Origin of the sequence: Arcticibacter tournemirensis (genome assembly GCF_006716645.1) — a bacterium.
Taxonomy (GTDB): Bacteria; Bacteroidota; Bacteroidia; order Sphingobacteriales; family Sphingobacteriaceae; genus Arcticibacter; species Arcticibacter tournemirensis.
The window spans coordinates 3,049,265-3,071,993 of the sequence record NZ_VFPL01000001.1 but is presented as its reverse complement, the minus strand read 5'-3'; the positions used below and the strand labels follow the sequence as shown (position 1 = coordinate 3,071,993).

At 43.3% G+C, this 22,729-nt stretch carries 25 protein-coding genes; 13 read left to right on the top strand and 12 right to left on the bottom strand.

Features of this window, described 5'->3' with window-relative positions:
• Positions 1-24: 24 nt before the first annotated feature.
• The 6 genes from BDE36_RS12945 to BDE36_RS12920 form a co-directional block, all read right to left on the bottom strand.
• Entirely contained in the window at positions 25-2,451 is a 2,427-nt protein-coding gene (locus tag BDE36_RS12945) for an AsmA family protein (protein WP_235904287.1), read from the bottom strand.
• A gap of 99 nt (positions 2,452-2,550) precedes the next feature.
• On the bottom strand, positions 2,551-2,805 hold the full coding sequence (locus BDE36_RS12940) for a hypothetical protein (RefSeq protein ID WP_141815214.1): 255 nt from the start codon (positions 2,803-2,805) through the stop codon (positions 2,551-2,553).
• Positions 2,806-3,112: 307 nt separating this feature from the next.
• Positions 3,113-3,496 carry a DUF3037 domain-containing protein gene (locus BDE36_RS12935; RefSeq protein WP_141815213.1) on the bottom strand — a complete coding sequence of 128 codons (384 nt, stop codon included), beginning with the start codon at positions 3,494-3,496 and terminating at the stop codon, positions 3,113-3,115.
• Positions 3,474-4,271 (bottom strand): HipA family kinase, encoded by a 798-nt coding sequence (locus tag BDE36_RS12930; protein WP_141815212.1) that lies wholly within the window; start codon positions 4,269-4,271, stop codon positions 3,474-3,476. The genes BDE36_RS12935 and BDE36_RS12930 overlap by 23 nt, the downstream gene beginning before the upstream one ends.
• Before the next feature lie 101 nt (positions 4,272-4,372).
• Complete coding sequence (locus BDE36_RS12925; protein ID WP_141815211.1) at positions 4,373-5,356, bottom strand: GlxA family transcriptional regulator; 984 nt, start codon at positions 5,354-5,356, stop codon at positions 4,373-4,375.
• Between the two features lie 63 nt (positions 5,357-5,419).
• On the bottom strand, positions 5,420-5,947 hold the full coding sequence (locus BDE36_RS12920; protein WP_141815210.1) for an OmpA family protein: 528 nt from the start codon (positions 5,945-5,947) through the stop codon (positions 5,420-5,422).
• A gap of 140 nt (positions 5,948-6,087) precedes the next feature.
• Here BDE36_RS12920 and BDE36_RS12915 point away from each other — a divergent pair, with 140 nt between their 5' ends.
• Complete coding sequence (locus BDE36_RS12915) at positions 6,088-7,068, top strand: GlxA family transcriptional regulator (protein WP_141815209.1); 981 nt, start codon at positions 6,088-6,090, stop codon at positions 7,066-7,068.
• 68 nt (positions 7,069-7,136) lie between these two features.
• On the opposite strand, the gene BDE36_RS12910 is transcribed toward BDE36_RS12915, so the two are convergent.
• A complete protein-coding gene (locus tag BDE36_RS12910) occupies positions 7,137-7,436 on the bottom strand; it encodes a type II toxin-antitoxin system RelE/ParE family toxin (RefSeq protein WP_141815208.1) in 300 nt (99 codons plus the stop codon).
• A complete protein-coding gene (locus BDE36_RS12905) occupies positions 7,436-7,675 on the bottom strand; it encodes an addiction module protein (protein ID WP_141815207.1) in 240 nt (79 codons plus the stop codon). The genes BDE36_RS12910 and BDE36_RS12905 overlap by 1 nt, the downstream gene beginning before the upstream one ends.
• Before the next feature lie 253 nt (positions 7,676-7,928).
• Here BDE36_RS12905 and BDE36_RS12900 point away from each other — a divergent pair, with 253 nt between their 5' ends.
• The 6 genes from BDE36_RS12900 (at position 7,929) to BDE36_RS12875 (ending at position 13,159) form a co-directional block, all read left to right on the top strand.
• Positions 7,929-9,179 (top strand): DEAD/DEAH box helicase, encoded by a 1,251-nt coding sequence (locus BDE36_RS12900; RefSeq protein WP_141815206.1) that lies wholly within the window; start codon positions 7,929-7,931, stop codon positions 9,177-9,179.
• A gap of 21 nt (positions 9,180-9,200) precedes the next feature.
• Entirely contained in the window at positions 9,201-9,929 is a 729-nt protein-coding gene (locus BDE36_RS12895; protein WP_141815205.1) for an acyl-CoA desaturase, read from the top strand.
• A gap of 47 nt (positions 9,930-9,976) precedes the next feature.
• Complete coding sequence (locus BDE36_RS12890) at positions 9,977-10,834, top strand: sigma-70 family RNA polymerase sigma factor (protein ID WP_141815204.1); 858 nt, start codon at positions 9,977-9,979, stop codon at positions 10,832-10,834.
• Between the two features lie 27 nt (positions 10,835-10,861).
• Entirely contained in the window at positions 10,862-11,083 is a 222-nt protein-coding gene (locus tag BDE36_RS12885; RefSeq protein ID WP_128768961.1) for a hypothetical protein, read from the top strand.
• A 219-nt stretch (positions 11,084-11,302) separates the two neighbouring features.
• Positions 11,303-12,136, top strand: coding sequence for a universal stress protein (locus tag BDE36_RS12880; RefSeq protein WP_141815203.1), 834 nt, complete (start codon positions 11,303-11,305; stop codon positions 12,134-12,136).
• A 270-nt stretch (positions 12,137-12,406) separates the two neighbouring features.
• Positions 12,407-13,159 (top strand): hypothetical protein, encoded by a 753-nt coding sequence (locus tag BDE36_RS12875; protein WP_141815202.1) that lies wholly within the window; start codon positions 12,407-12,409, stop codon positions 13,157-13,159.
• Here BDE36_RS12875 and xth read toward each other — a convergent pair.
• Entirely contained in the window at positions 13,156-13,932 is a 777-nt protein-coding gene (gene xth, locus BDE36_RS12870; protein ID WP_141815201.1) for an exodeoxyribonuclease III, read from the bottom strand. The two genes, BDE36_RS12875 and xth, sit on opposite strands and share 4 nt — an antisense overlap.
• 98 nt (positions 13,933-14,030) lie before the next feature.
• Here xth and BDE36_RS12865 point away from each other — a divergent pair, with 98 nt between their 5' ends.
• Entirely contained in the window at positions 14,031-15,767 is a 1,737-nt protein-coding gene (locus tag BDE36_RS12865; RefSeq protein ID WP_141815200.1) for a thiamine pyrophosphate-dependent enzyme, read from the top strand.
• A 251-nt stretch (positions 15,768-16,018) separates the two neighbouring features.
• Here BDE36_RS12865 and BDE36_RS12860 read toward each other — a convergent pair whose 3' ends face one another.
• From BDE36_RS12860 to BDE36_RS12850, 3 genes are all read right to left on the bottom strand, one after another.
• On the bottom strand, positions 16,019-16,855 hold the full coding sequence (locus BDE36_RS12860; protein WP_141815199.1) for a universal stress protein: 837 nt from the start codon (positions 16,853-16,855) through the stop codon (positions 16,019-16,021).
• Positions 16,856-16,972: 117 nt separating this feature from the next.
• Positions 16,973-18,226 (bottom strand): sensor histidine kinase, encoded by a 1,254-nt coding sequence (locus tag BDE36_RS12855; protein ID WP_141815198.1) that lies wholly within the window; start codon positions 18,224-18,226, stop codon positions 16,973-16,975.
• Positions 18,223-18,900 carry a response regulator transcription factor gene (locus tag BDE36_RS12850; RefSeq protein WP_141815197.1) on the bottom strand — a complete coding sequence of 226 codons (678 nt, stop codon included), beginning with the start codon at positions 18,898-18,900 and terminating at the stop codon, positions 18,223-18,225. Before BDE36_RS12850 ends, BDE36_RS12855 begins: the two co-directional genes overlap by 4 nt.
• Before the next feature lie 183 nt (positions 18,901-19,083).
• Here BDE36_RS12850 and BDE36_RS12845 point away from each other — a divergent pair, with 183 nt between their 5' ends.
• From BDE36_RS12845 to BDE36_RS12825, 5 genes are read left to right on the top strand one after another with little or no spacing between them, the layout of a single operon-like run.
• The gene (locus BDE36_RS12845) at positions 19,084-19,518 is read left to right on the top strand and encodes a thioredoxin family protein (RefSeq protein WP_141815196.1); all 435 of its coding nucleotides are present in this window, start codon (positions 19,084-19,086) and stop codon (positions 19,516-19,518) included.
• The gene (locus BDE36_RS12840) at positions 19,505-20,461 is read left to right on the top strand and encodes an FAD:protein FMN transferase (protein ID WP_202618146.1); all 957 of its coding nucleotides are present in this window, start codon (positions 19,505-19,507) and stop codon (positions 20,459-20,461) included. The genes BDE36_RS12845 and BDE36_RS12840 overlap by 14 nt, the downstream gene beginning before the upstream one ends.
• Before the next feature lie 3 nt (positions 20,462-20,464).
• Complete coding sequence (locus BDE36_RS12835; RefSeq protein ID WP_170205922.1) at positions 20,465-20,695, top strand: DUF4266 domain-containing protein; 231 nt, start codon at positions 20,465-20,467, stop codon at positions 20,693-20,695.
• Between the two features lie 15 nt (positions 20,696-20,710).
• Positions 20,711-21,922 (top strand): DUF3570 domain-containing protein, encoded by a 1,212-nt coding sequence (locus BDE36_RS12830; RefSeq protein WP_141815195.1) that lies wholly within the window; start codon positions 20,711-20,713, stop codon positions 21,920-21,922.
• A gap of 40 nt (positions 21,923-21,962) precedes the next feature.
• Positions 21,963-22,700: a phosphatase PAP2 family protein gene (locus tag BDE36_RS12825; protein WP_141815194.1), complete on the top strand. Its 738-nt coding sequence runs from the start codon at positions 21,963-21,965 to the stop codon at positions 22,698-22,700.
• The last annotated feature ends 29 nt before the right edge of the window (positions 22,701-22,729 follow it).

Below are 22,729 nucleotides of genomic sequence, written 5' to 3'. Positions count from 1 at the left end.
AGCATCTGGTCTATACAACTCATTTTATTTATGGTTTTTATTCCATTTGAACTTAATCTTTCCATCATCTCCGTCGGTAGCCAGTATATGTAAAACAATTCCCTTCATTCTTCTCTCCTGTATTTCCTTCTTATCTGTAATATCTGCGTCTTTTTTGGGATTTCTGAGTGGCACATCGAGTGCGATATTTGTCCCTTTGCCAAGGGAGTAAACCCCGGCGACGTTCATGTTTAACACACTTGAATTAACCATCATCGGGTTAATTGTAACCTTCTCGCCGCGGATATCAAACTTACCATTAAGATTTGAAAACGTTATATTTTCCAGATCCCTGAACGGGAACGCAAATTTACCAACCCCCATTATTGGTTCGAATCCAATCAGTGCCCCTTTTCGAATGTCAAATATGACGGTTCCATTTAGGGAGCGGGGAACAATCTTTCCCATATCAGTCACACTCCCCGAAATAGTGTTCCTGGAAAACAGAAAGCCTTTAAGATTTTTGTGGGTAAAGGTCTGCAAACCGAAATTGTTAAACGAATAAAAGAAGTCCCTGATATTGACGTTAGCTATTTTTGTATTTATTTTAAAATGATTCAAAGAACCTTTTTGCAGAACAGATCCATTCAGCCTTAACGTTCCACCCGCATGCCGCACACTGATATCCTTCATTTTAATGCCTGATTCAGAAAGTGTAAGATTGGCGTTTGCATCGGTAGCTGTAAATTTGTCGTAAATTACTTTATCTATCCTCATTCGCATGTCCACATTGCTTTTTTCCAGTACTACATTGAGCTGATCCATAAAGCCGGAGTTCCTTTTCTTTACAGTCTTCACCCTTTTACGAAGCGCAAGAAATCCCAGAAACTCACCCAGATTGATCCGGGGACTATTGATTTCCCAGTTAAATAAGATCCTTTCCGGAGCGGTATAATAAAGATTCATAAAATTTTTGACGCTTCCCTCCATCTTTACTATACTCGACCCGCTTTGTACCTGTATATTTTTAATCAGGAGATCATTCTCTGTGAAGCGCAGACCAATAGAACTGTTTTTAAAATTCAGTTTTCTGGGTTGATAGTCGATGTCAGCATTCTCTATATTGATCGTACCTTTAAAAATGGGTTTTCTTAGCTCAAGGTCCACCATATCCGCTTTATAAACCAGGTTAACATCCGCGACACCGCCGTTAAACTTCAGAAGGTCCTCGCCAAATACCTGATTTAACCTTACGATAGGAAATTTCGACCTGAATGTACCTGTGGCAACCGGATTAGTGAGGTCATTGATGTGAACCGAATCCATAGTAAAGGAAATCTTCTCATAATCACCTGTGAAATGATAGAGCTTAATAAGGGAGTTAGGATCGTTGTTTCCCTTTCCTTTTTGAGCGTGGTTTGTAAAGACTCCTGTAAAGCTACATTTATCGACTATTCCTCCCGGAGAGGTAAGTACATTGTTCTTCACTTTACAGCTTACGTCTATTGATGGCTGCGACCCTGGCACCATATTTCCTGCAATGACCGCTTTTACAGCAATAGGAGCTGTAAGATCGAATTTGTTAAGTTTTCCCGCGATTTTCTTCGTCAGCAAAGAAGATGCGTCTTTCCACTCCAGCTCGTCAGAGTCAAGCGTAATAACAAATTCCACCGGTTTCTTTGACATATCGAATTTCCCGCCGATCTGAAAGTCGCCCTCTCCTATTGAAACTTCCTTCTTTTCAAGATCTATAACATCTGTTTCATTGTTATATCTTAAGGAAAATGAACCATTCATTAATTTATCTTTCAGAAAACTCCCTTTCCTTGTATTAAAAGCCAGATCGTTTATCAGGATATTCAGATTAACGCCGGCCTTCCATCCGTCACCTGTATGGTCGATTTTCCCCTTCACGCTTTTAATCGCCAGCCTGAAAAGTTTGTGTCCCTGCCGGTTATCGAGAATGAATGCAACATTATTTAAGCTAAGTCGCCGGATTTCTGCAGTTGAGCCGCCTTCTGTTTCCTTGTTCTTCACTTTATTGTTCTTTTTGAACACAGAAGTGTTACTATACCCGGCGCTGTCTGTGAACAGGTAAATTCGTGCGTTATTGATACCGACTCTATTTATCCGGATTGTGCCGGTTATGAGCGCAATAGCATTGATAGAAACATCCAGATCTTTTGCCTGAAGCAAAGTATGCTGGTGTGTCTTCCAGAGGCTGTCGCGTAATGAAACGTCTCTTAAACTTACGGAAATACCAGGAAAGCCCTTCAGAAAAGAGGGTTCCATACTGCCTATCACTAACGAACCATTCAGGCTGCTGTTTAACTCTTTATTGATTGCAGTAAGAAGTTCTTTTTTATTAAAATTAATATAAACAGCGATTGAAACATATACCAAAAAGATCAATCCTGTAAGTATGGCAATTGCCTTGATTGCAATTGTCGGCCAGCGCTGCATCCTCAACATCTACTATGAAAGAATTTTTGGATTTAATTGTTTGAGCATCAAAGAAATTCAATTAAAAATCAAAGGCTTGACAAGCTCAAACCTTTGCCCGGAGTGAATTTAGTGTTTAACGTTATGTCCGTCCTGTTCATCACCTGAATTGTAGTTCTCAGGAGCTGGAGGAATTCCCTTTTCAGGCTCTAACGTAAAAGCTGCCTCCGAGGCTTTCGTGGCCTGGTCAAGCCGCTCAAGGTCGGAAGGATTAGTCTCAGGCATATCCGCGCTTCCCTCGGCCGAATTTTCATTTTGCCTGAGGTTATTTACTGCATCTTCACCTTCCTTGTCATCAAATGGCAGGTTTTCAGGATCAATCATAATTTTTTCATTTAAATTATAACAACTTGTTATTTCCTATTAAGTAATAAAACCGTGATTTGTTTGAGATGTGAGAGATGAGATGTGAGTTGCGAGTTGTGAGTTGTGAGATGTGAGTTGTGAGTTGCGAGTTGTGAGTAGCGAGTTGTGAGAAATAAACAATATCGCTAAATGAAAGCAACTAAGCGGAAGGCTGAAAGCTGATTGCAGAAAGCCAACTGCCAATATCCAAAAGCTGAAAGCCAAAAGCCCCAAAAGCTGAAAGCCAAAAGCTGAAAGCCAACTGCCAATAGCAAATAGCTGACCACTAAAGCACCAGTTGATTGAACAGCCGTCCTAGGGTTTCTGCGGGGTCTTTACACAGTCCGGGATGTACTTTTGAAGCCTGCACAACAGTACTGCGCGTCGCAGTGAGCCAGCGAAAGCGTGAGGCCATATCGAGTTTAGCGATAGGTCCCCCTTCGGCGGTTCCCTGGCAGATGTAACCGAGGGACTGCAGATGCTCTTTGACCTCTTCAATATCTGTATCTCCCCGGAAAGCAAGAAGGCGTTCTTCATCCAGCATACAGATGCATTCTAAGAACTTCTTTTTAGCACAATACAGGATAACGCCGGCGTTTAGAAATTCTTCGCGTTCAATACGGGGTACCACCCGGATCACAGCATACTCAAATAAGTAACTTTCTTGCATCTTGAGCTTCTTTTAAAAAAATGCCGGAGGAGGCGATACGGGCACATAAAAACCGGGCATACACTGCCCTTATTTCATCGGCAGGTTCATCCGAATGATTTGCAAGCAGCCACTCGTCGGGAATTAAAGACACAATAGTGTGAACCAGGTCGTCGCTAAGCAATGAACGAAATTCAGCATCAGCCGTATCAAGTTCAGACGCCAGCGGTAATAACACATGATCCTTTATCTGAGCAAACGGCCGTACTGCCTGCTCCTTCCAGTTATCCCATGAATGATGAAAATAAAGAGAAGCTCCATGGTCGATCAGCCATAGCTCCTTATGCCACATCAGCATATTGGTATTACGTGCTGTACGATCAACGTTGGTTAAAAGACAATCCAGCCACACAATTTTCGAGGCAAGTAAGGCATCTGGCTTGTTTACAACGGGATCAAAGGTGATCGCCCCGGATAGGTAGTGGAGCGCCAGGTTAAGTCCGGTACTAAACTTAAGCAAGTCCTGAATCTCCTCATCGGGTTCTGTACGGCCAAATGCCTCATCAAGGTTAGCGAATACTATTTCGGGTACCTTCAAACCAGCTAAACGGGCAATTTCCCCTCCAATCAGTTCGGCAATAAGGGCCTTGACACCCTGCCCTGCCCCCCTGAACTTCAGGACATACAGAAACCCGTCGTCTGCTTCGGCTATTGCCGGCAAAGAACCACCCTCCCTTAATGGAGTAACATAGCGGGTAACGTTAACCGTCCTGATCTGCGGCGTATTAGGATCCATACACGTTTTAAGTTATACGTTGTAAGTTGTAAGTTATACGTAATCAGTTATAAGTATAAATCAACTCTTCCTTGATTACAAATTATATAGTTTTAACCTTGCTAAGATACCGAAACCCCGCGGTTATATTTGTTACGATACTCCAACGGCGATAAACCGGTAATCCTCTTAAATGTGTTCCTGAAGGCCTTCGTGTCGGTATATCCTACTTTATACATCACTTCATTTACATTATCCCGCGACGATTCGAGGCGTAATTTAGCGGCCTCAATCTTCACGCGCTGCATATACTCCGCTGTAGTGTTCGATGTTGCCTTTTTAAATCTTCTTTCGAGATTTCTGCGGCTTACAGAGAACATGTCAGCCAGCTGATCTACCGAAATCTTTGAATGGAAATTTCCCTCAATATACTCCTGTGCTTTTTTTACAGCTTCATCACCGTGTTCTTTCTGACCTTCAAAGATTATAAAAGACGACTGGCTGTCGCGTTCAATCTCAACCTCGAACATCTTTGCGCATAATATGGAAATATCGCGACCTGCATGTTTCTCAATAAGGTACAGAATAAGGTTGAGGAATGAATTGGCTCCTCCGCTCGAATAAATGCCCCGCTCATCTGTAATGATCTTGTCCGACACCAAAATAACTTCCGGGAACATCTTTCTAAACTCGTTTGCGGCTACCCAATGAGTCGCACATTTTTTCCCGTTAAGCAAGCCTGTTGAGGTCAGTAAAAAAGCGCCAACACAAAGGCTCGCCAGTTCAGCGCCTGTATGATACTGTCTGACCATCCAGGGCAGAAACTCTTTGTTCATCTCAATAACCTTGTTCATATCCCCGTTTACAGCAGGTATAATGATCAGGTCGGTTTTCCTAACTTCATTGAAAACAACATCGGGAGTTACTTTGAACAGTTTATGGTATACCTCCGCTTCCGTACTCAGCCCTACCAGCTGAACATCGAACAAAGCTGGTTTCTTCATCCCGCTTAAAAAGTCGTTCACTTTATTGAAAAAAGTAAATGAACCTTCAATACAGGAAAGAGCGACATTTCCCCTGGGGACTAGAATAGATATATGTTTCATAAAGTAAATATAAATACAAACACCGGCACAAAGGTACCGGCGTTTGTAGTGATGATCTATCGCTTACTGTGTTACTTTTATTTCTACACGACGATTCAACGCTCTCCCCTGTTCGTTTGAATTGGTAGCTATAGGTTTAGTTTCACCAAAACCTTTGATGGCTAAGTTGGCTGCATCGATCCCTGAATTTACTAAATACGATTTTACCGCATTAGCCCGGTCAACCGACAGCGACATGTTATGCTGCGCAGTGCCTTCTTCAGAGGAATGGCCATTCAGAATGAATCTGGCCGACGGATCCTTTTTCATCTCCCGGGCTGCCTGTTCCAGGATTTGATAAGCCTCTGTCTTCAATACAACTGAATTAAATTCAAACTGAATGTTTTTGAAATTGAAATTCGGTTTTTCTGGCGCCGGAGCCGGTTCTTCCTTTTTCTCTTCTACAGGCGCTGTCTCAACCGGCGTTTCCTGTTGTACTGCCTCTGCCGGCGGGTTTGGCTTTGTCGCCACCTTTTTTGTTTTACATGAAAACAGTGTCATTGCGAGCGCCGCGACAACAACGGGCAGCAGATTCAATTTTTGGATTCTCATATCTAAGTTGTTTTTTTTGTAAACATAAAAAATATTGAAGAAATTTAGAGCTGCAGAAGAATGAAACCCTGCCTGGTGAGGTGTAAAAAGGACAAAACAGGGTGTTGATTGCGACATCATTTCCATCTAGCTTTGATAACATGAAACACATCTCTTTACTCATTCCCGAGGGCGAGACCAGCCTGAGCAACATAGAAGCGACATTCAAAATGTTCTCAAAGGTAAACGAAGCCCTTGAACAGGCAGGCAAACAACCACTGTTCAAAGTGCAGCTGGTGGGACTGAGTATGGAAACCACCCTTACAAACGGACTGTTTTCTATCAAGCCGGGGTTGTTGTTCAAGGATGTGGAAAAAACAGATCTGGTAGTAATCCCAGCGGTGCATGGCGACTTAAAGAAAGTTATCGCTGCAAACGAAGCGTTTATACCCTGGATCATTAAACAGTATAAAAATGGAGCCGAAATTGTTTCTCTTTGTATAGGAGCTTTTATTCTTGCCTCCACAGGTTTATTGAGAGGAAAGAGCTGCACCACGCATTGGTTAATGGCTGCCGAATTCAGAGCGATGTTTCCTGACGTTAACCTTCAGCCTTATAAGATCATTACAGATGAAGGAGGAATCTACACAAGCGGCGGCGCTTATTCTTCACTGAATCTTATTTTGTACCTCGTCGAAAAGTTCGCAGGAAGAGAAATGGCGCTTCTCTCGTCCAAGATATTCGAAATAGACATTGATCGTAATAGTCAGTCGCCTTTTATCATTTTTAAGGGACAAAAGGATCATGAAGACGATGTTATAAAAAAGGCGCAGGCCTTTATAGAAAAGAACTATCCCGGCAGGATCACTGTGGATGACTTAGCCTCGATGCTCGCCATGAGCCGCAGACATCTGGAACGGAGGTTTAAGCATGCTACCTCCAATACCGTCATAGAATATTTACAGAGAGTAAGGGTTGAAGCCGCTAAAATCAACCTTGAATCGATGCGTAAAAATGTGAACGAGGTGATGTATAAAACAGGATATACCGACCCCAAGGCGTTCAGGACAATATTCAAAAAGATCACCGGATTGTCGCCTGTTGAATACCGCAGCAAATACAACAAAGAATTAAAGGTTTAAAAGATTTACGACGCGTTGCAAGAACAGCAATAAAACTGTGTCTCTGGATATATTTAGTACGTCAAACCCTATTTGCGATATCTTCTTCCAGGCTTCCTGCTTGTATAAAATATCGCTACAATTAGAATATCGTTCGTTTTCTGATAAATTTTATATACAATAACGTATGGAAAAACGTCTACTTTACTTTCTCTGCAATTGCGTTTTTTAATTTGATAGTGCTCTGGATTTTTGGAAATGAGTTTAATCTTCATTTCAATAGCCTGACTAAAACGATCTCCCAGACCTTCTAAGTGCTCTTCGTACCATTGATAAGCTTTTATGTATTCGTTTTCAGCCGCAGGATGGAACCGAATAGTATAATTCATTAATCTTCCTTTGCCAGTTTAGCTTTCTGTTTTACCTCTTCCCAGGTTGAAGTTTTAATAGTTCCTGATTCATACTCATCAAGACGCATGTCAATCTCCTTTAGGAGATTTTTATCTCCCCATAAGTCGATACGCTCATTTATTTCTTCCTCCACCATTGTATATATTGCTTTCACCTTTTTTTCGTCGGCATAACGAATATAATCAAATAGTCTGTCCCTGATTACTGTAACTTCCATTTCACTAAGTTATTAACCAAAAATACATAATGTCAACGTTAAATTCAAGCGTTACCCCAAACCCGCACCGACATTGACAAACAATATTCATAATATTCAAAAAAAACCTTACATTTGTTCAAATACACTTGTTTAGTTGAGATAATCTCCTATCCTATTGTAAGACTCCCGTAATAGGAGAGACATATTATTAACTTCCCTTGTAATCATATCATCCGGGCAGTTAACATTTTCTAATTTAATACATTATAATTTGTCATTCGAAAAATTAAATCTTAGTGCTTTTTTGTTAAAAGCACTGAAAGCTGAAGGATATTTGCATCCTACGCCCATTCAGGAGCAGTCGATTCCTGTTATTTTAAAAGGAAGAGATTTGCTGGGCTGTGCACAAACAGGCACAGGAAAAACAGCGGCATTTGCACTTCCCATTTTACAGTTACTACAACCTAAAGAAGAAAAGAAATCAAACGGCAGAACTATCGGAGCGTTAATATTAACACCGACAAGAGAGCTGGCTATACAGATAAATGACAGTTTTACGGCGTACGGAAAGCATGCCGGACTTAAACATATGGTGATCTTTGGCGGGGTATCGGCCCAGGCTCAGATAAGTGGTTTAAGAGCGGGTACGGATGTTTTGATTGCTACCCCCGGAAGGTTACTCGACCTGATGTCGCAGAAAGTGATCAGCTTGCAGCATATCAAGCTTTTTGTTTTGGATGAAGCCGACAGGATGCTCGATATGGGTTTTATTAACGACGTTAAAAAAGTCATTGCTAAACTTCCGGCGAAAAGACAAACGTTGTTTTTCTCGGCTACTATGCCTCCCGAGATAGCCTCGTTGGCAAGTACTATTCTGACAGATCCGGTGAGAGTTGAAGTAACTCCAGTGTCGTCAACAGCTGAGAAGATCAGCCAAACTGTCTACCCTGTAGAGAAAAAAGATAAAGCATCACTGCTGATCCATCTTCTTCAAAACAAGGAAATGAAAAGCGTACTTGTATTTACAAGGACAAAATTCGGAGCTGACAAACTAGTAAAGACACTTAACCGGGCAAATATTGCTGCCGAAGCCATACACGGGAACAAATCGCAGAATGCGAGGCAGAGGGCTCTGACGAACTTTAAAGCTGGCGTGATCAGAATCCTAGTTGCTACAGACATAGCGGCTCGTGGTATTGATATTGATGAACTTCAATACGTTATCAACTTTGAATTGCCCAATCAGCCGGAGACCTATGTTCACCGCATCGGACGAACAGGCCGGGCAGGACTAAGCGGCAATGCATTTTCTTTTTGTGATCCTGAAGAAAAGGACTATTTGAAAGACATTAACAAGCTTACCTCACAGTCTATCCCCGTTGTAAACGACCACCCGTATTTCACGGCTAAAAGCTATATCAGCGCTATGGTGCCGACTAGCAAAGACGTTAAGGGGGGAAAACCCGCGGCTAAAAAGCCTTTCAGGAACAAGAGAAGAGCTTATGCTCAGAATGCCCGTTAATTCTACCTTTAAATTACATTTATGTATATACTGATTTTCTTCATAGGCCATTGGTTTTTGTCGCTGTTCTTTCAAACGTTTTTCCTTCATCGCTATGCATCTCACAAGGTTTTTAGCATGAGCAAATTCTGGGAGAAGACATTTTACCTGCTGACTTATATATTCCAGGGGGCTTCATTTCTTAACCCGGCTGCCTATGCTACCATGCACAGGGATCACCATGCGTTTAGCGATACGGATAAAGATCCGCATTCACCGCATTTCTTCAAGGATGTTTTTCAAATGATGTGGGCAACCGTCTTAACTTTCAGAGACCATGTAAAAAGGGCTGAAGACCCCACACGTAATATCGGAGGAAGCTATCCGCAGTGGAATATTGTAGATCGCATAGGCTCGAGCATAGCTTCGCGCCTGATTTTTGGCGCCGCTTACACTTGTTTTTATATCGCTTTTGCGAGCTCATTCTGGATGTTTCTGCTTCTGCCCATCCATTTTCTGATGGGCCCTATTCATGGCGCTATTGTAAACTGGTGCGGACACAAATATGGTTATGCAAACTTCAACAACAATGATCATTCGAAAAACACTACACCGTTTGATTTCCTGATGCTCGGAGAGTTATTCCAGAACAATCATCACAGGCATCCCAACAGTGCGAATTTTGCACAGCGCTGGTTTGAGTTTGATCCTGTTTACCCCGTTCTGAAATTTCTTCACTGGAGCGGGATCATAAAACTGAGAAAAGTTTAGGACTGATCAGCCTTACAATATTTAAAAGGAATACTATTCCGTATAAAATGAGACAACTTAAGATATCCCAATCCATCACAAATCGTGAAACCCAATCTCTGGATAAATATTTAACAGAAATTGGCAAAGTAGATTTAGTTACAGCACAGGAAGAAGTTGTCCTTGCACAAAAGATTCGCGAAGGCGACCATGCCGCCCTGGAGCGGTTGACAAAGGCAAACCTCAGGTTTGTGGTATCCGTTGCAAAACAATATCAAAACCAGGGGCTTGTACTGGGCGACCTGATTAACGAAGGGAACGTTGGACTCATAAAGGCCGCTAAGCGCTTTGACGAGACCAAAGGCTTTAAATTCATATCGTACGCCGTATGGTGGATCCGTCAGAGTATTATCTCGGCTATTTCGACACAGTCGAGAGCCGTACGCCTTCCGGGAAACCAGATTGGGAATCTCGTAAGGATCAGACGTGAGCAGTCGAGACTTGAACAGGAGTTCGAACGTGAACCCAGTCCCTCAGAATTGGCAGAGAGCCTGGAGACTACTACCGATAAGATTGCTGATTCCCTGAGCAATTCAGGGCGCCAGCTTTCAATGGACGCTCCGTTTGTAGCGGGTGAAGAAGGAACACTTCTCGACGTGATGGAAAGCGGCGATCCGGGTACCGATAGCAAGCTTATTCAGGACTCGCTTTCCATAGAGATCAACCGTTCTCTGGCAAAGCTCAACCCCAGAGACCAGGGAGTCCTGATCCTATTCTATGGTTTGCAAAACAACGCCCCGCATACGCTTGAGGAAATTGCCGAGAAGCTTAGCCTTACAAGAGAGCGGGTGCGGCAGCTAAAAGATAAAGCGCTTCAGAATATCAGACGGTCATCCAGAAGCGGAGTTTTACAATCATACCTCTGATAACATTACCACAACATCATTTTTATTATGAATACAAAGAACAATGAGATAGAAACGCAGAGTTTGGGCATTACCAATAACGTGGCTATGCTGACCGAAAAAGAGAGGGCCCACCTCTCGCAGGCGAAATACTATAGTTACGTGTACGGAATTGGCTTGATTTATTTAAGTAATGGCTATTGGGACTGCACAAATAGCAGCGAAGCTGTTGAATATCTCGACCAATTGGGCATTCCTGAACGCCGGTAAAATAGACCTGAACCTTACGCGCCGTTTGTCACCATTATAAATCCCCATTTGCTGTAGTGTACTTCGCCAGAGAAAATAAGTGTAGTACACATAATTATAATTTAAAAAGTTAATTAGAATTAAAATCCTGAAAACACAAGTTTCTGACTGTTGTTATATTAATTAATCAATCTGTCTATTACTTAAACAATCGCCACTGGCACACTGAAAAGGATTTTAATGAAAACAATTTTTTTGATCAATGATAATTCGGCACATGCTAAACACGCAGCAGAACTTGCTTACAATATAGCCTGCAAAGTGCAAGCGAACATCCTTATAGGCAATATTGTTAAAACAGGCAGAGTCGTTTCAGTCAAAGAGAAAACATTAATCGGCGGGAATATCGAAACTACCGTTGAAACTACGCCGGATCTGAGGAAACACCTTCAGAACCTCAACACTGAGGCCGACAGCTTTAAACCTATAATTGGAAATATTAATCTGGCGGATCTTTCTGTGAGCGACATCTCTCAGCTGATTAACAAACATAAGATCTGGATGGTGGTTAAGGGAACGCCTGCAAAACATTCCCTAAGATCAGAATCCCATTCTGCTAATATCAACTTTGTACTAAATAAAATTAAATGTCCGGTTTTACTGGTACCTGAGAACTCTGTAGTAAATGACTTTGAAAGAATGATCTATATGGCGGATTTGAGATATTGCCAGCTGCACGTAGTAAGATTCCTTACAGAAATGGCGGATCCTTTCGGCGCAAACGTGATGGTTGCTCACCTTTCGGCAAAAGAACTGCCCAATATGGACCGGGAATATAGTCACAGCGTGTTCAGGGAAACCATCTGCAGGAGTATCAGATACGATAAATTATTTTTCGATAATATCCAGGAAAGGGATGTCCGTAAGGCAGTTGATATCCTGATCAATGGAATGAGTACCGACCTGATGGCTCTTGTAAATCATCAGTTTCATTTCGAGGAGGTCGTAAATGGACAAATCGAGGATACCTTACCGCCGTATATTAATATTCCGCTGCTGATATTCCCCAATTAATTCAAATAGTGCAAAAAACCTACGGAGCTCCTCTGAGCTTCGCAGGTTTTTGTCATCCGCATTCTTGTCATCCACTGCAAGCGCTGCATGGGTAAGCAGCCCTGGTCTGCACGGAAGCCCTTTGTGTTAAAACCTTCATTCTTTTGGCCAATCGAAAATTCCCCGGAATAATATTCCAGGTAACACTCTATTTACAATTGTTTCGATCGAAATTATTGATGCTTTCCGGCATTCTTAATAAGTTCGTATACACACAAACACCACTTATAAATGAAACATTTTGCAACCTTAGCAGCGATGTATCTGATGTACATTTCTGCCGTATTCGGCCAGTTGGACGAATCAAAAAACTTCCTGTACCTGTATTCCGATTCCGTCATTTACGCCAACAGGATCAATTTAAGAAGGGATTTTTCAGGATCGCTCTATTTTACCGTAGATTCAAAAATATTCCATCCCGAGCAGGTGAAATTTTTCAATAACTACCGCGGCTTTTTTGCCAATGTAAAGGATGCCACGTTTAATGGAGAAACAGCATTCTCCGAGCGTATACGAAAGGGCAAACTAAATTTATTCGAAGAGAAAACGTTTACCTGGGAATACGATGACGATGGCGATGTATACGGCAGAAGATATCGCGAGCGGCCGCAGGTTTCCGCTGTCAGAAACTATTACAATATAGACTACGGAAAGCAAAAAAAGGCAACCTACACCAACCTAAGTAAAGATTTAGCGGGAAATCCGGAGAGCATTCAATTATTAAATAAATACGAATCGGTAAAGAAAGCTAAAATAGGCCTGTACGTGGGCGCTGGCGCTTCTCTTTTGGCCGGGCTTATTACGTTTGTTTCGGGCGGCTCAAAAAGCACGGACCTCCAGCATGGCTTCAATAGCGGAAGTAAAGAATTTACAGGAGGCGTTATCCTGTTAGGCCTCGGTACAGGACTCGCGACAGGAGGTTATCTCCTTTCTGTTTCCGAGCCAAAGTATCTCAAGGCCGCTATTGATAGTTACAACGACTAACTTTCAGATATCTCAATCCAAACAGGGGCGTGATCGCTTGTTTTCTCCCATCCGCGAACATAGCGGTCCACCCCTCCGGCAGTCAAGCGGCCTTCGAGATGCGGACTGAGCAGGAAATGATCTATACGTAAGCCGGCATCACGACCATAAGCATTGCGGAAGTAATCCCAGAAGGTGTAGATCTTCTCGTCCGGATAGAGCTTCCGTATGGCATCTGTCCAGCCCTGAGCAACCAGCTCCCTGAATGCCGCTCGTACTTCGGGCCTGAACAGAGCGTCGTCAAGCCATCGTTCAGGCTTATATACATCCAATTCTGTAGGCATCACATTAAAATCACCTGTTATAACTACGGGGACGTCCATAGCTAAAAGCGTTTGGGTATGGGCTGCAAGCCGCTTAAACCATCCAAGCTTGTAGTCAAATTTAGGTCCGGGGGCAGGATTTCCGTTAGGAAGATACAAACAAGCGATACGTATTCCGTTTACATTAGCTTCGATGTACCGGCTCTGCACATCCTCCGGATCTCCCGGAAGCACCCTGCCTACCTCTTCTATCGGTAAATTGCGGGTCAGTATGGCCACACCGTTCCAGCTCTTTTGTCCGTGCCAGATGGCGTTATATCCGGCGTCGCGGATAGCTTCTTCCGGGAACTTTTCGCCAGGCGCTTTGAGCTCCTGCAGGCAGACTATATCGGGAGTGGTTTCCTGAAGCCACCGGAGGAGCACCGGCAGGCGCCCGTTTACGCCATTCACATTGTAAGTAGCAATTTTCATATTAAGACGATAAAGCCGACAAATGTCAGATTGTAAAAAAACAAAAACAAATCTACCTATAATACTCTAATCTTATATAAACGGTAAAAATTTATCAAATGGCAAAGAAAGTAGCTGAACAATTAGTAGAAATGCTGATAGATTCAGGAATAAAACGAATCTACGCGGTAACGGGTGATAGTCTGAATGAAGTAAATGACGCGGTCAGAAGAAGCGGAAAAATTGACTGGATACACGTAAGGCATGAAGAAGCAGGCGCTTATGCAGCAGCAGCTGAAGCAGAGCTCGAAGGACTGGCTTGCTGTGCGGGAAGTTCAGGTCCGGGACATGTTCACCTTATCAACGGACTTTATGATGCTCATCGCTCAGGAGCGCCGGTTATTGCAATAGCCTCTACCTGCCCTTCGGGCGAATTTGGCACCGATTTCTTTCAGGAAACGAATACTATCAAACTTTTCGATGATTGCAGCTCCTATAATGTTCTGGCCAGCACGCCGGTGCAGTTCCCGCGAATGATGCAACAGGCGCTACAGCATGCCTACCATCGAAAGGGCGTAGCTGTGATAGGCCTTCCCGGCGATGTGGCAGGAATGGAAGCCGAAGAAAGCGTTGCAGCCAGCGGAGCTTTCCCGGGCGCGGCGGTCATGCGCCCCTCCTATGCCGATCTGCAGACCTTCGCCGATATGGTAAACAGCAGTAAAAAAACCACGATTTTCTGCGGTATAGGCTGCAGGCACGCACATGATGAGGTGGTCGCCCTTGCTGATAAAGTAAAGGCGCCGGTGGGGTATTCTTTCCGAGGAAAAATGTATGTACAGCATCATAACCCTAATGAAGTGGGTATGACAGGCTTACTAGGCCTTCCGTCGGCCTATCACGCGATGCAGGAGTGCGATCTTCTCATCCTGCTGGGCACAGACTTCCCTTATACCAACTTCCTGCCTAAGCATTGCAAGATCATACAGGTGGACGTCAAGCCGGAAGTTATCGGTCGCCGGGCGAAAGTAACGTTAGGACTTGGAGGAACAGTAAAAGATACCATACAGGGTTTGCTTCCCCTGCTAAATGAAAAAAAAGACGACGAATTTCTGAAGAATCAACTCGATTTCTATGCTAAAGTAAAAAAGGCTATCCGCGTCTATGTAGACGACCCCGGGGATACTGATCTCATTCACCCTGAATATGTATGTTCAGTGATTAATGAACTCGCCGCCGATAATGCCATCTTTACAGTAGATACCGGAATGTCGTGCGTATGGGGCGCCCGGTACCTTGATGCTACCGGCAAACGCGAAATGCTTGGCTCCTTTAATCATGGCTCTATGGCGAATGCAATGCCGCAAGCCATCGGAGCGGCATTGGCGAGACCAGACCAGCAGATAATTGCGCTATGCGGAGATGGGGGCTTATCTATGCTTCTTGGCGACCTGTCCACCATAAAGCAATACAATCTCCCTGTAAAACTGATCGTTTTCAACAACAGGTCGCTGGGCATGGTAAAGCTTGAAATGGAAGTAGGGGGTTTACCCGACTGGCAGACCGATATGCCCGATACCGATTTTGCTGCAATAGCAGAAGCTATGGGAATTAAAGGATTTACAGCCCATACCCCACGCGAAGCGCGAACGGCTATCGGCATGGCGCTGGCAACTGAAGGCCCTGCACTCGTCAATATACTTACCGATCCAAATGCCCTGGCGATGCCACCAAAGGCCACTTTTGATCAGATGAAAGGATTTGCGGTCTCAATGACCAAGATGATGTTTAACGGAAAGGTCGACGAAGTAATAGCCATCATCAAGTCAAACTACAAACACATAGCAGGAATAATCTGAGTTGCGGGTTGCGGGTTGTGGGTTGTAGGTTTGTGGGTTGCGGGTTGTGGGTTGCGGGTTGAAAGTTGAAAGTTGAAAGTTGAAAGTAAAAGGTAATAAGTTTTAAGTTGTGCTGTAACTTTTAGCCGAAAATAAACTGATAGTCTACACTTTATGATAAAGCCACGTGATTATCTTTTGTAAAACGAACATGCTCAAGTGTCTTATACTTACAACTCGCAACTTACAACCCATAACTCACATACTGCAACCTACTCTGTATTCACGATGAGCAGGGGGATACGGGTATGATATGCGAGTTTTTTTGAAATGCTCCTGTGGAAAAAGCTTTCAAAGAACTCGTGTTTTCCAGGGATAACAATCACTAACTGAACATTATTATCCTCTGCGAAACGCATAATCCCTTCAGCTATATCTTTGTGGTTCACATAGTGATACTCTACACTTTCGGTGCCCCAGCGTTCGTGAAGTTCTTTTTGCTCCTTAATAAGATCGGCATGAAAGCTCCGGACGCCTTCTTCGCTAACATTAAACACTAAAAGACGCGCATTAAGCAAGTCAATGATCGGTTTTATCTTCAACACAGGAGTTTTATCAGAAACGTCTTTCAGGTCGGAAGCAAACGCAACGACATGAACTGGTTTATATTTAGCTTCAGGAGGTATAACCAACAAAGGAACCTTGCATTTACGTATCAGTTCCAGCGTGTTGCTTCCCATGATGATCCGCTCAAGTGTTCCTTTTGCCGAAGTGCCCATTACCACCATATCTATATTCTCATCCCTGACCAGCGTCATTACGGAAGAAACGAACGGCCCCTCTCCTGTCCGGGTCTCTATGTGGACCCTTTCAGAGAGCTTAACCGATAATTCGTCCTTAAGAGTATTCAGCTGCCGGTTGCTCCTTCCATAAGGATCTTCTGACGGCAAAGGCGGGGGAACAGGAAGTTCTGTAGCCATGGGCAGCGGCAGAAAAGAATGATAAAGGATGATCCTGGACGTATTGAGTTCAGAACTCAGACCAGCGGCATAACGGGCTGCGTTTAATGAAGGGTCTGAAAAATCGGTTAGAATTAATATCGTTTTCATTTTGAGTCATTTAATATCTCTAACAATGAAACAAGCGCTTTATTTGCCTTCGATGGACGAGGTATATTGGTTTAATAACTGATCTTTTAGTATAACCAAAAACAGATAAAAATAGTTTTAATTCAGGTTAATAATGAAGCTGTGAAAAGGAGCGCGGTACTCATACTTTAAGTCGAAGTTTTGTTTATTGCATATTTGTTTGATGATAGCCAGGCCTAGTCCTATACCTTCGGATCCTGCGGTCTTATAAAAACGTTCGAATACTTTATCTTCCTGAAGGGGGCTCAACTGACCTGTGTTTTCAAAAATCAACTCTCCATCCTTTAGGGAAACATTGATTTTCCCTGAATCTATATTGTGCCGGATGGCATTACTGAACAGATTATTCAATAAAATATCAAAAAGATACCGGCTCGTCTTGACGGTAGTATTTGCTGTTTTTATAGTTAAGTGCAGGTGTCTTTCAGAAATAAGCTCTCTGAAATAATCTGCTTTTTGTAATATCATTTCATTAACGGAAAGCTCTTCGGGGCCTGTCAATAAATCATGTTCAATTTTTACGAGGAGCAGCAGGGAGTGACTTATCTTATTAAGCTTTGATATTGCCATATACAGATCCTGCAACGACTGGCTATCTTCTTCACGCAAAGTATTGGATTGAAGGATATTATCCAGTTTGGAGTTTATAACCGCAATCGGAGTCATCATTTCGTGAGAAGCGTTCTCTGTAAACAGTTTAATCTCTCTGAAGTCCTCCCGGATCTTAGTGATCATGGCAGATACACTTTCGTCAAGCTCAGTAAATTCGTCCACTGATGAATTTACACTAATGTACTTGCTCTCCTTGTTTAAGTTGAATGTTTTAATCTGACTCAGAATATGGCGAAACGGTTGCCACATCTTCTTTAGAATGTAATGGTTAATGTATATCAGAACGGCAAAGAGTATCAGTACCGGTATCAGGATAGCAAAGAAGATAAGTTGAAACTGCTTTTGCTGGGGTAATTTGGAGTTAATTATTAATACACGCAGAGGCCTGCCTTCAAAAACTATATCGGCCTTTAAGTATCTGCCCGACTCGGTAACACGCTTCTTTGGATTAAAGAAAACAGTATCCTTAATTTCTTTATAGTCTGTGGCATTGGGGATATTCTCAAATGTGATGATCAGGTTCTTATCACCTTTGGGCGCAGGTGCATGGTTTCGCGAGTGCATAAACTCACGAACTTCCATTAACTCCTCATTAAGACCTTCATCAATGGTCGAATTTAATATGTAGGTTAATGCCTGGTAAAAAAATGCGCCGACAGTTATAAACCCGCCAAAGAGCACTACCAGCAACATCCTGTTATATATCGTAAATAACTTCATTCGGCAGTAAATCGATATCCAACACCATAAACCGAATGGAAGTAATCTTTTGATCCTGCTTCCTGTAGCTTTTTCCGGATGTTCTTAATGTGCGTGTAAATAAAATCGAAGCTGTTGGCCATATCAGCATCGTCACCCCATATATGTTCGGCGGCCGCATTCTTTGAAATCACTTTCCCCCTATTTACTACAAAATAAACCAAGAGGTTATACTCCTTCCGGGTAAAATACACTTCGGTATCATTAACCGTCACCGTTTTTGCCAATGGATCGATGGTTATTTCATTAAAGATGATCTGTGTATTGCTGTTATGGTCTTTTCTGCGGATGATAGCAGCTATACGTGCGTTCAGCTCAGACATATGAAAGGGTTTTACCAGATAATCATCAGCCCCCAGATTGAGCCCCGTGATTTTATCTTCAAGTGCATTCCGGGCTGATATGATCACCACTCCGTAGGTTTTATGAAGCGATTTAATATACTTCAGCAATTGCATACCCTCCCCGTCGGGCAGCATCAGATCCAAAACAACGCAATCGTAATCGTACAATGACAACTTCTGCCGGGCCGTTTCAAAGCGGGAAACGCTTTCGCAGATATTGCCCTCATGCGTAAGATAGTCTTTTATGCTCTTCAGCAAACTGACTTCATCTTCCACAATCAATATTTTCATACACGAAAGATAGCAAGTTTTGCGGTGGAAAAAAAGTTCATGGCTAACTACAGAATGTCTTCAGATTTTCTCTTTAATTTTATAGAAGAAGCCGTTAGTTTCATCTATTAGTGAGCTTAACGCATGCTGCCTTCGTTCGACACACTCCCTTTTAGGTGGTTCCTAAGGGTAAATCCATAATAAATGATTAGATTATTGCTTTTTAATGTTTTATTCGCTGTACAGCTTATCTGGTCTGCCGATTTCAATGAATCAAGAAAACAGGCTCAGGAAACGCATAAATTGATACTGGTTAACTTTTCTGGCTCCGATTGGTGTGGACCCTGCATCCGGCTTCGCAAGGAAATCTTAGAGTCAGGTGAGTTTGAATCGTACGCTCAAAAAAAGCTCATCCTCGTCCGTGCCGACTTTCCGCGTCAGAAAAAGAATCAACTTAGCAAGGAGCAGGAGCGAAAGAATGAGGCTCTGGCGGACATGTATAATCCTGAAGGAAAATTCCCTTATACAGTGTTGGTAGACGAAAATGGAAAAGTGCTTAAACATTGGGATGGGTTTCCCGACCTTTCTCCTGAGCAGTTTGTTAGTCAGATCAAGTTAGTTGACGATGCAAGACAGTGAGGTTATGGAATATCTGCCCGTTATGCATAAGCGGGGCCTGCGTTTAATGGGGAACCATTTTGAACTAAGCGTAGTCAGCGACGATAAACGATGGGCAGAAGACTGCATTGATAAAGCGGTGTCTGAAATTAAACGTATAGAAGCGCTGCTTACCACTTTTCAGGAGAGCAGTCAGACAAACCTGATCAATCGCCATGCAGGAGTAAAGCCAGTAAGAGTAGATAAAGAGGTTTTTGATCTGATCACACGGGCAGTAAAAATCTCAGAATTAACACAAGGCGCTTTTGACATTACCTATGGATCAATCGACAAAAGCCTATGGAACTTTGACGTGAACATGAAGCACTTACCAGCTCCTGAAACGGCGCGCGAATCGGTAAAGCTAATCAACTATAAAAACATCGTTTTAGAGGCTTCAGAGCAAACGGTATACTTAAAAGAAAAAGGAATGCGTATTGGCTTTGGCGGAATTGGCAAGGGATATGCAGCAGACGTGGCCAAGGCGCTGCTACTCCAGAATGGAGTAAAAAGCGGTATCGTAAATGCTGCCGGTGATCTGGCTACCTGGGGCAGTCAGCCCGACGGCCGTCCATGGACCATTGCCATTGCCGACCCTAACCGGAAGGTGCCTTATTTTTCGAAGTTGAACATCAGTAATATGGCTATTGCTACATCGGGCAATTACGAAAAATACGCTTTAATAGACGGAAAAAAATACTCACATACAATCGACCCGAAAACAGGCCTCCCCGTAAGCGGAATTAAAAGTGTGAGTATCATCTGTCCAAGCGCGGAGCTTGCAGATGCGCTGGCCACTCCTGTGATGGTTATGGGAGTTTCTGCCGGTCTTGATATGATCAATCAGCTGCGGCATGTAGGCTGTATTGTAATCGACGACAATAACCATCTCTTTACCTCCAAGAATATAAATATCCAGTCCTGAAATATGTACAAATTACCAATGATTTTATTAGTGGCGGCGCTTCTGATATTTTTCAGCTGCACGCTCCCTTCCTGTGTTAGTGTTAAGCCATACCAGAAGAACAAGCTGAATGATGCTGAAATGGAGCTATCAGCCAGGCATGCACAAAAATTCGAACAAAGCTTTCAGCTTTACAGAGAAGGCGCTTCGGGCGCAAACGGCGGAAAAAGTGGCGGAGGCTGCGGTTGTAACTGATCAAGTAAAAGAATAATGAAGAAGCTATATATTAATATTGCCGTATTTTATCTGAGCCTGCTTTCATTGCATGCACAGCCAACTCAAGTCGCCTCTGCTGAACAGGACACAACAACCTACAAGTCGCGGAAGCTCAATCTTGAGGAGGTTAATTTTGTATCGTCTTACTACCATCAGAATGGTAACCACTCGGCAGTCACCGGTGGCATCGGAACAGAACGCCTATCGGATTTCGCCAATACCATTGATATTCAACTTTCGAACTTTAGCAAACAAGGGCGGAAAAACACTTACCTTTTTGAGCTTGGGGTTGATCATTACACCTCGGCGTCTTCAGATAAAATCGACCCTTCAACTATTTCATCTGCATCCATGCAGGATATCAGGATCTATCCTTCTTTGTCATGGACCAGCTTAAATGAGCAAACAGGCAACTCTTTTGGATTCACCGGTTCATTTTCAAGCGAATACGATTACCAGTCGGTTGGCGCTGCATTTAATATTACACGGCTTTCCAAAGACAAGAATACGCAGTTCGACTTCAAGGCCCAGGTGTTCCTTGACCGGTGGAGTGTGATTTTGCCGGTTGAGCTGAGGGATGAGGTAGGCAAAGGCTACAGACAGGGAGATTCCGCTCCCAGAAACTCCTTCAGTACGTCGTTTTCGCTATCTCAGGTGATCAGCAAACGACTCCAGGCGCTGTTGGCAATAGAACCCTCCTATCAGCATGGATTGCTGGCGACGCGTTATCAACGAAATTATTTCACCGACGGATCAGTCCAGGTGGAGGATCTTCCCAGCGCAAGGTATAAATTGCCTCTTGCCCTGCGACTGAACTACTTTTTAAGTGATCATTATATTATCCGTACCTATTACCGGTATTATCTGGATAACTGGGGACTGCGCGCGCATACGGCCGAAATTGAAGTTCCTGTAAAGTTTACTTCTTTTGTTTCGGTAAGTCCTTTCTACCGGTTTAATACACAACGGGGAACTAAATATTTCGCTCCTTACGGGCAACACAGTCCCGGTTCCGAGCATTTCACGAGCGACTATGACTTGTCGGATCTTCACAGCAATTTCATAGGGGCAGGGTTCAGAATAACGCCGCCTAAGGGAGTACTTGGCTGGCAACGCCTCAATATGCTGGAAATCCGCTATGGTCATTACGTTCGTTCAACTGATTTAAACTCAAACATTTTTACCCTGAACCTTCGGTTCAAATAATCGTAAAAGACTGGGTGATGTATTGGAATAAAAGCATAAAATGAAATATCTGATTATTATCCTGTTCTTTTCTTCAATAGGAACAAAGGCCCAGACAGTTGATTCCCTGGTTAAGCCGTTTTCCAGCAATAGAAATACCTCGCTGGTAAGTTATATTCCCCCGGCACTTTATGTGGGTTACGGGTTTATGGCACTTAACAACAAGGCGCTTATAGGAGTCGACCGAAGCGTATATAACGATATGCGGGAAGATCATCCGCACTTCTCAACAAAGATCGACGACTACCTGCGCTATTCGCCGGCAGCGGCTTCTGTCGCACTAAACATCGCTGGAATTAAAGGCAGGCATTCCTTCACCGACCAGACTTTTATTTATCTCATTTCTACTGCCGTAGTAAGCAATTCGGTAACTTTTCTTAAACGAAGCACCCGTCAGCTCCGCCCCGACGGGAGCTCCAACTCTGCCTTCCCTTCTGGTCATACTGCAACCGCCTTTGCAGCGGCCGAATTTATGCATCAGGAGTTCGGCGAACGTTCCGCATGGTATAGCATTGCCGCCTATTCTGCTGCCACAGCAACCGGAGTTCTGAGGGTATATAACAATGCGCATTGGTTCAGCAACATAATTGCCGGAGCAGGTGTAGGTATTTTGTCGACAAAAGCAGCATACCTGATATATCCTCAAATTAAAAATCTGGTAAAACACCGGAATAATATTTCGGTAACACCCTTTTACTACAACAACGCTTCTGGACTTACGCTATCGGCGTCTTTCTAGCTGTTGGTGCTGCAAAAAACACATACCTT

Coding starts and splice junctions, on each gene's coding strand:
- BDE36_RS12940 (WP_141815214.1), bottom strand. CDS start 2,805: ATGATTGATCCTGAAAACCTGCCATTTGATGACAAGGAAGGTGAAGAT.
- BDE36_RS12890 (WP_141815204.1), top strand. CDS start 9,977: ATGAGACAACTTAAGATATCCCAATCCATCACAAATCGTGAAACCCAA.
- BDE36_RS12935 (WP_141815213.1), bottom strand. CDS start 3,496: ATGCAAGAAAGTTACTTATTTGAGTATGCTGTGATCCGGGTGGTACCC.
- BDE36_RS12860 (WP_141815199.1), bottom strand. CDS start 16,855: ATGAAAACGATATTAATTCTAACCGATTTTTCAGACCCTTCATTAAAC.
- BDE36_RS12855 (WP_141815198.1), bottom strand. CDS start 18,226: ATGAAGTTATTTACGATATATAACAGGATGTTGCTGGTAGTGCTCTTT.
- BDE36_RS12835 (WP_170205922.1), top strand. CDS start 20,465: ATGTACAAATTACCAATGATTTTATTAGTGGCGGCGCTTCTGATATTT.
- BDE36_RS12920 (WP_141815210.1), bottom strand. CDS start 5,947: ATGAGAATCCAAAAATTGAATCTGCTGCCCGTTGTTGTCGCGGCGCTC.
- BDE36_RS12840 (WP_202618146.1), top strand. CDS start 19,505: ATGCAAGACAGTGAGGTTATGGAATATCTGCCCGTTATGCATAAGCGG.
- BDE36_RS12875 (WP_141815202.1), top strand. CDS start 12,407: ATGAAACATTTTGCAACCTTAGCAGCGATGTATCTGATGTACATTTCT.
- BDE36_RS12895 (WP_141815205.1), top strand. CDS start 9,201: ATGTATATACTGATTTTCTTCATAGGCCATTGGTTTTTGTCGCTGTTC.
- BDE36_RS12850 (WP_141815197.1), bottom strand. CDS start 18,900: ATGAAAATATTGATTGTGGAAGATGAAGTCAGTTTGCTGAAGAGCATA.
- BDE36_RS12845 (WP_141815196.1), top strand. CDS start 19,084: ATGATTAGATTATTGCTTTTTAATGTTTTATTCGCTGTACAGCTTATC.
- BDE36_RS12915 (WP_141815209.1), top strand. CDS start 6,088: ATGAAACACATCTCTTTACTCATTCCCGAGGGCGAGACCAGCCTGAGC.
- BDE36_RS12825 (WP_141815194.1), top strand. CDS start 21,963: ATGAAATATCTGATTATTATCCTGTTCTTTTCTTCAATAGGAACAAAG.
- xth (WP_141815201.1), bottom strand. CDS start 13,932: ATGAAAATTGCTACTTACAATGTGAATGGCGTAAACGGGCGCCTGCCG.
- BDE36_RS12865 (WP_141815200.1), top strand. CDS start 14,031: ATGGCAAAGAAAGTAGCTGAACAATTAGTAGAAATGCTGATAGATTCA.
- BDE36_RS12910 (WP_141815208.1), bottom strand. CDS start 7,436: ATGAATTATACTATTCGGTTCCATCCTGCGGCTGAAAACGAATACATA.
- BDE36_RS12925 (WP_141815211.1), bottom strand. CDS start 5,356: ATGAAACATATATCTATTCTAGTCCCCAGGGGAAATGTCGCTCTTTCC.
- BDE36_RS12930 (WP_141815212.1), bottom strand. CDS start 4,271: ATGGATCCTAATACGCCGCAGATCAGGACGGTTAACGTTACCCGCTAT.
- BDE36_RS12885 (WP_128768961.1), top strand. CDS start 10,862: ATGAATACAAAGAACAATGAGATAGAAACGCAGAGTTTGGGCATTACC.
- BDE36_RS12945 (WP_235904287.1), bottom strand. CDS start 2,451: ATGTTGAGGATGCAGCGCTGGCCGACAATTGCAATCAAGGCAATTGCC.
- BDE36_RS12880 (WP_141815203.1), top strand. CDS start 11,303: ATGAAAACAATTTTTTTGATCAATGATAATTCGGCACATGCTAAACAC.
- BDE36_RS12830 (WP_141815195.1), top strand. CDS start 20,711: ATGAAGAAGCTATATATTAATATTGCCGTATTTTATCTGAGCCTGCTT.
- BDE36_RS12905 (WP_141815207.1), bottom strand. CDS start 7,675: ATGGAAGTTACAGTAATCAGGGACAGACTATTTGATTATATTCGTTAT.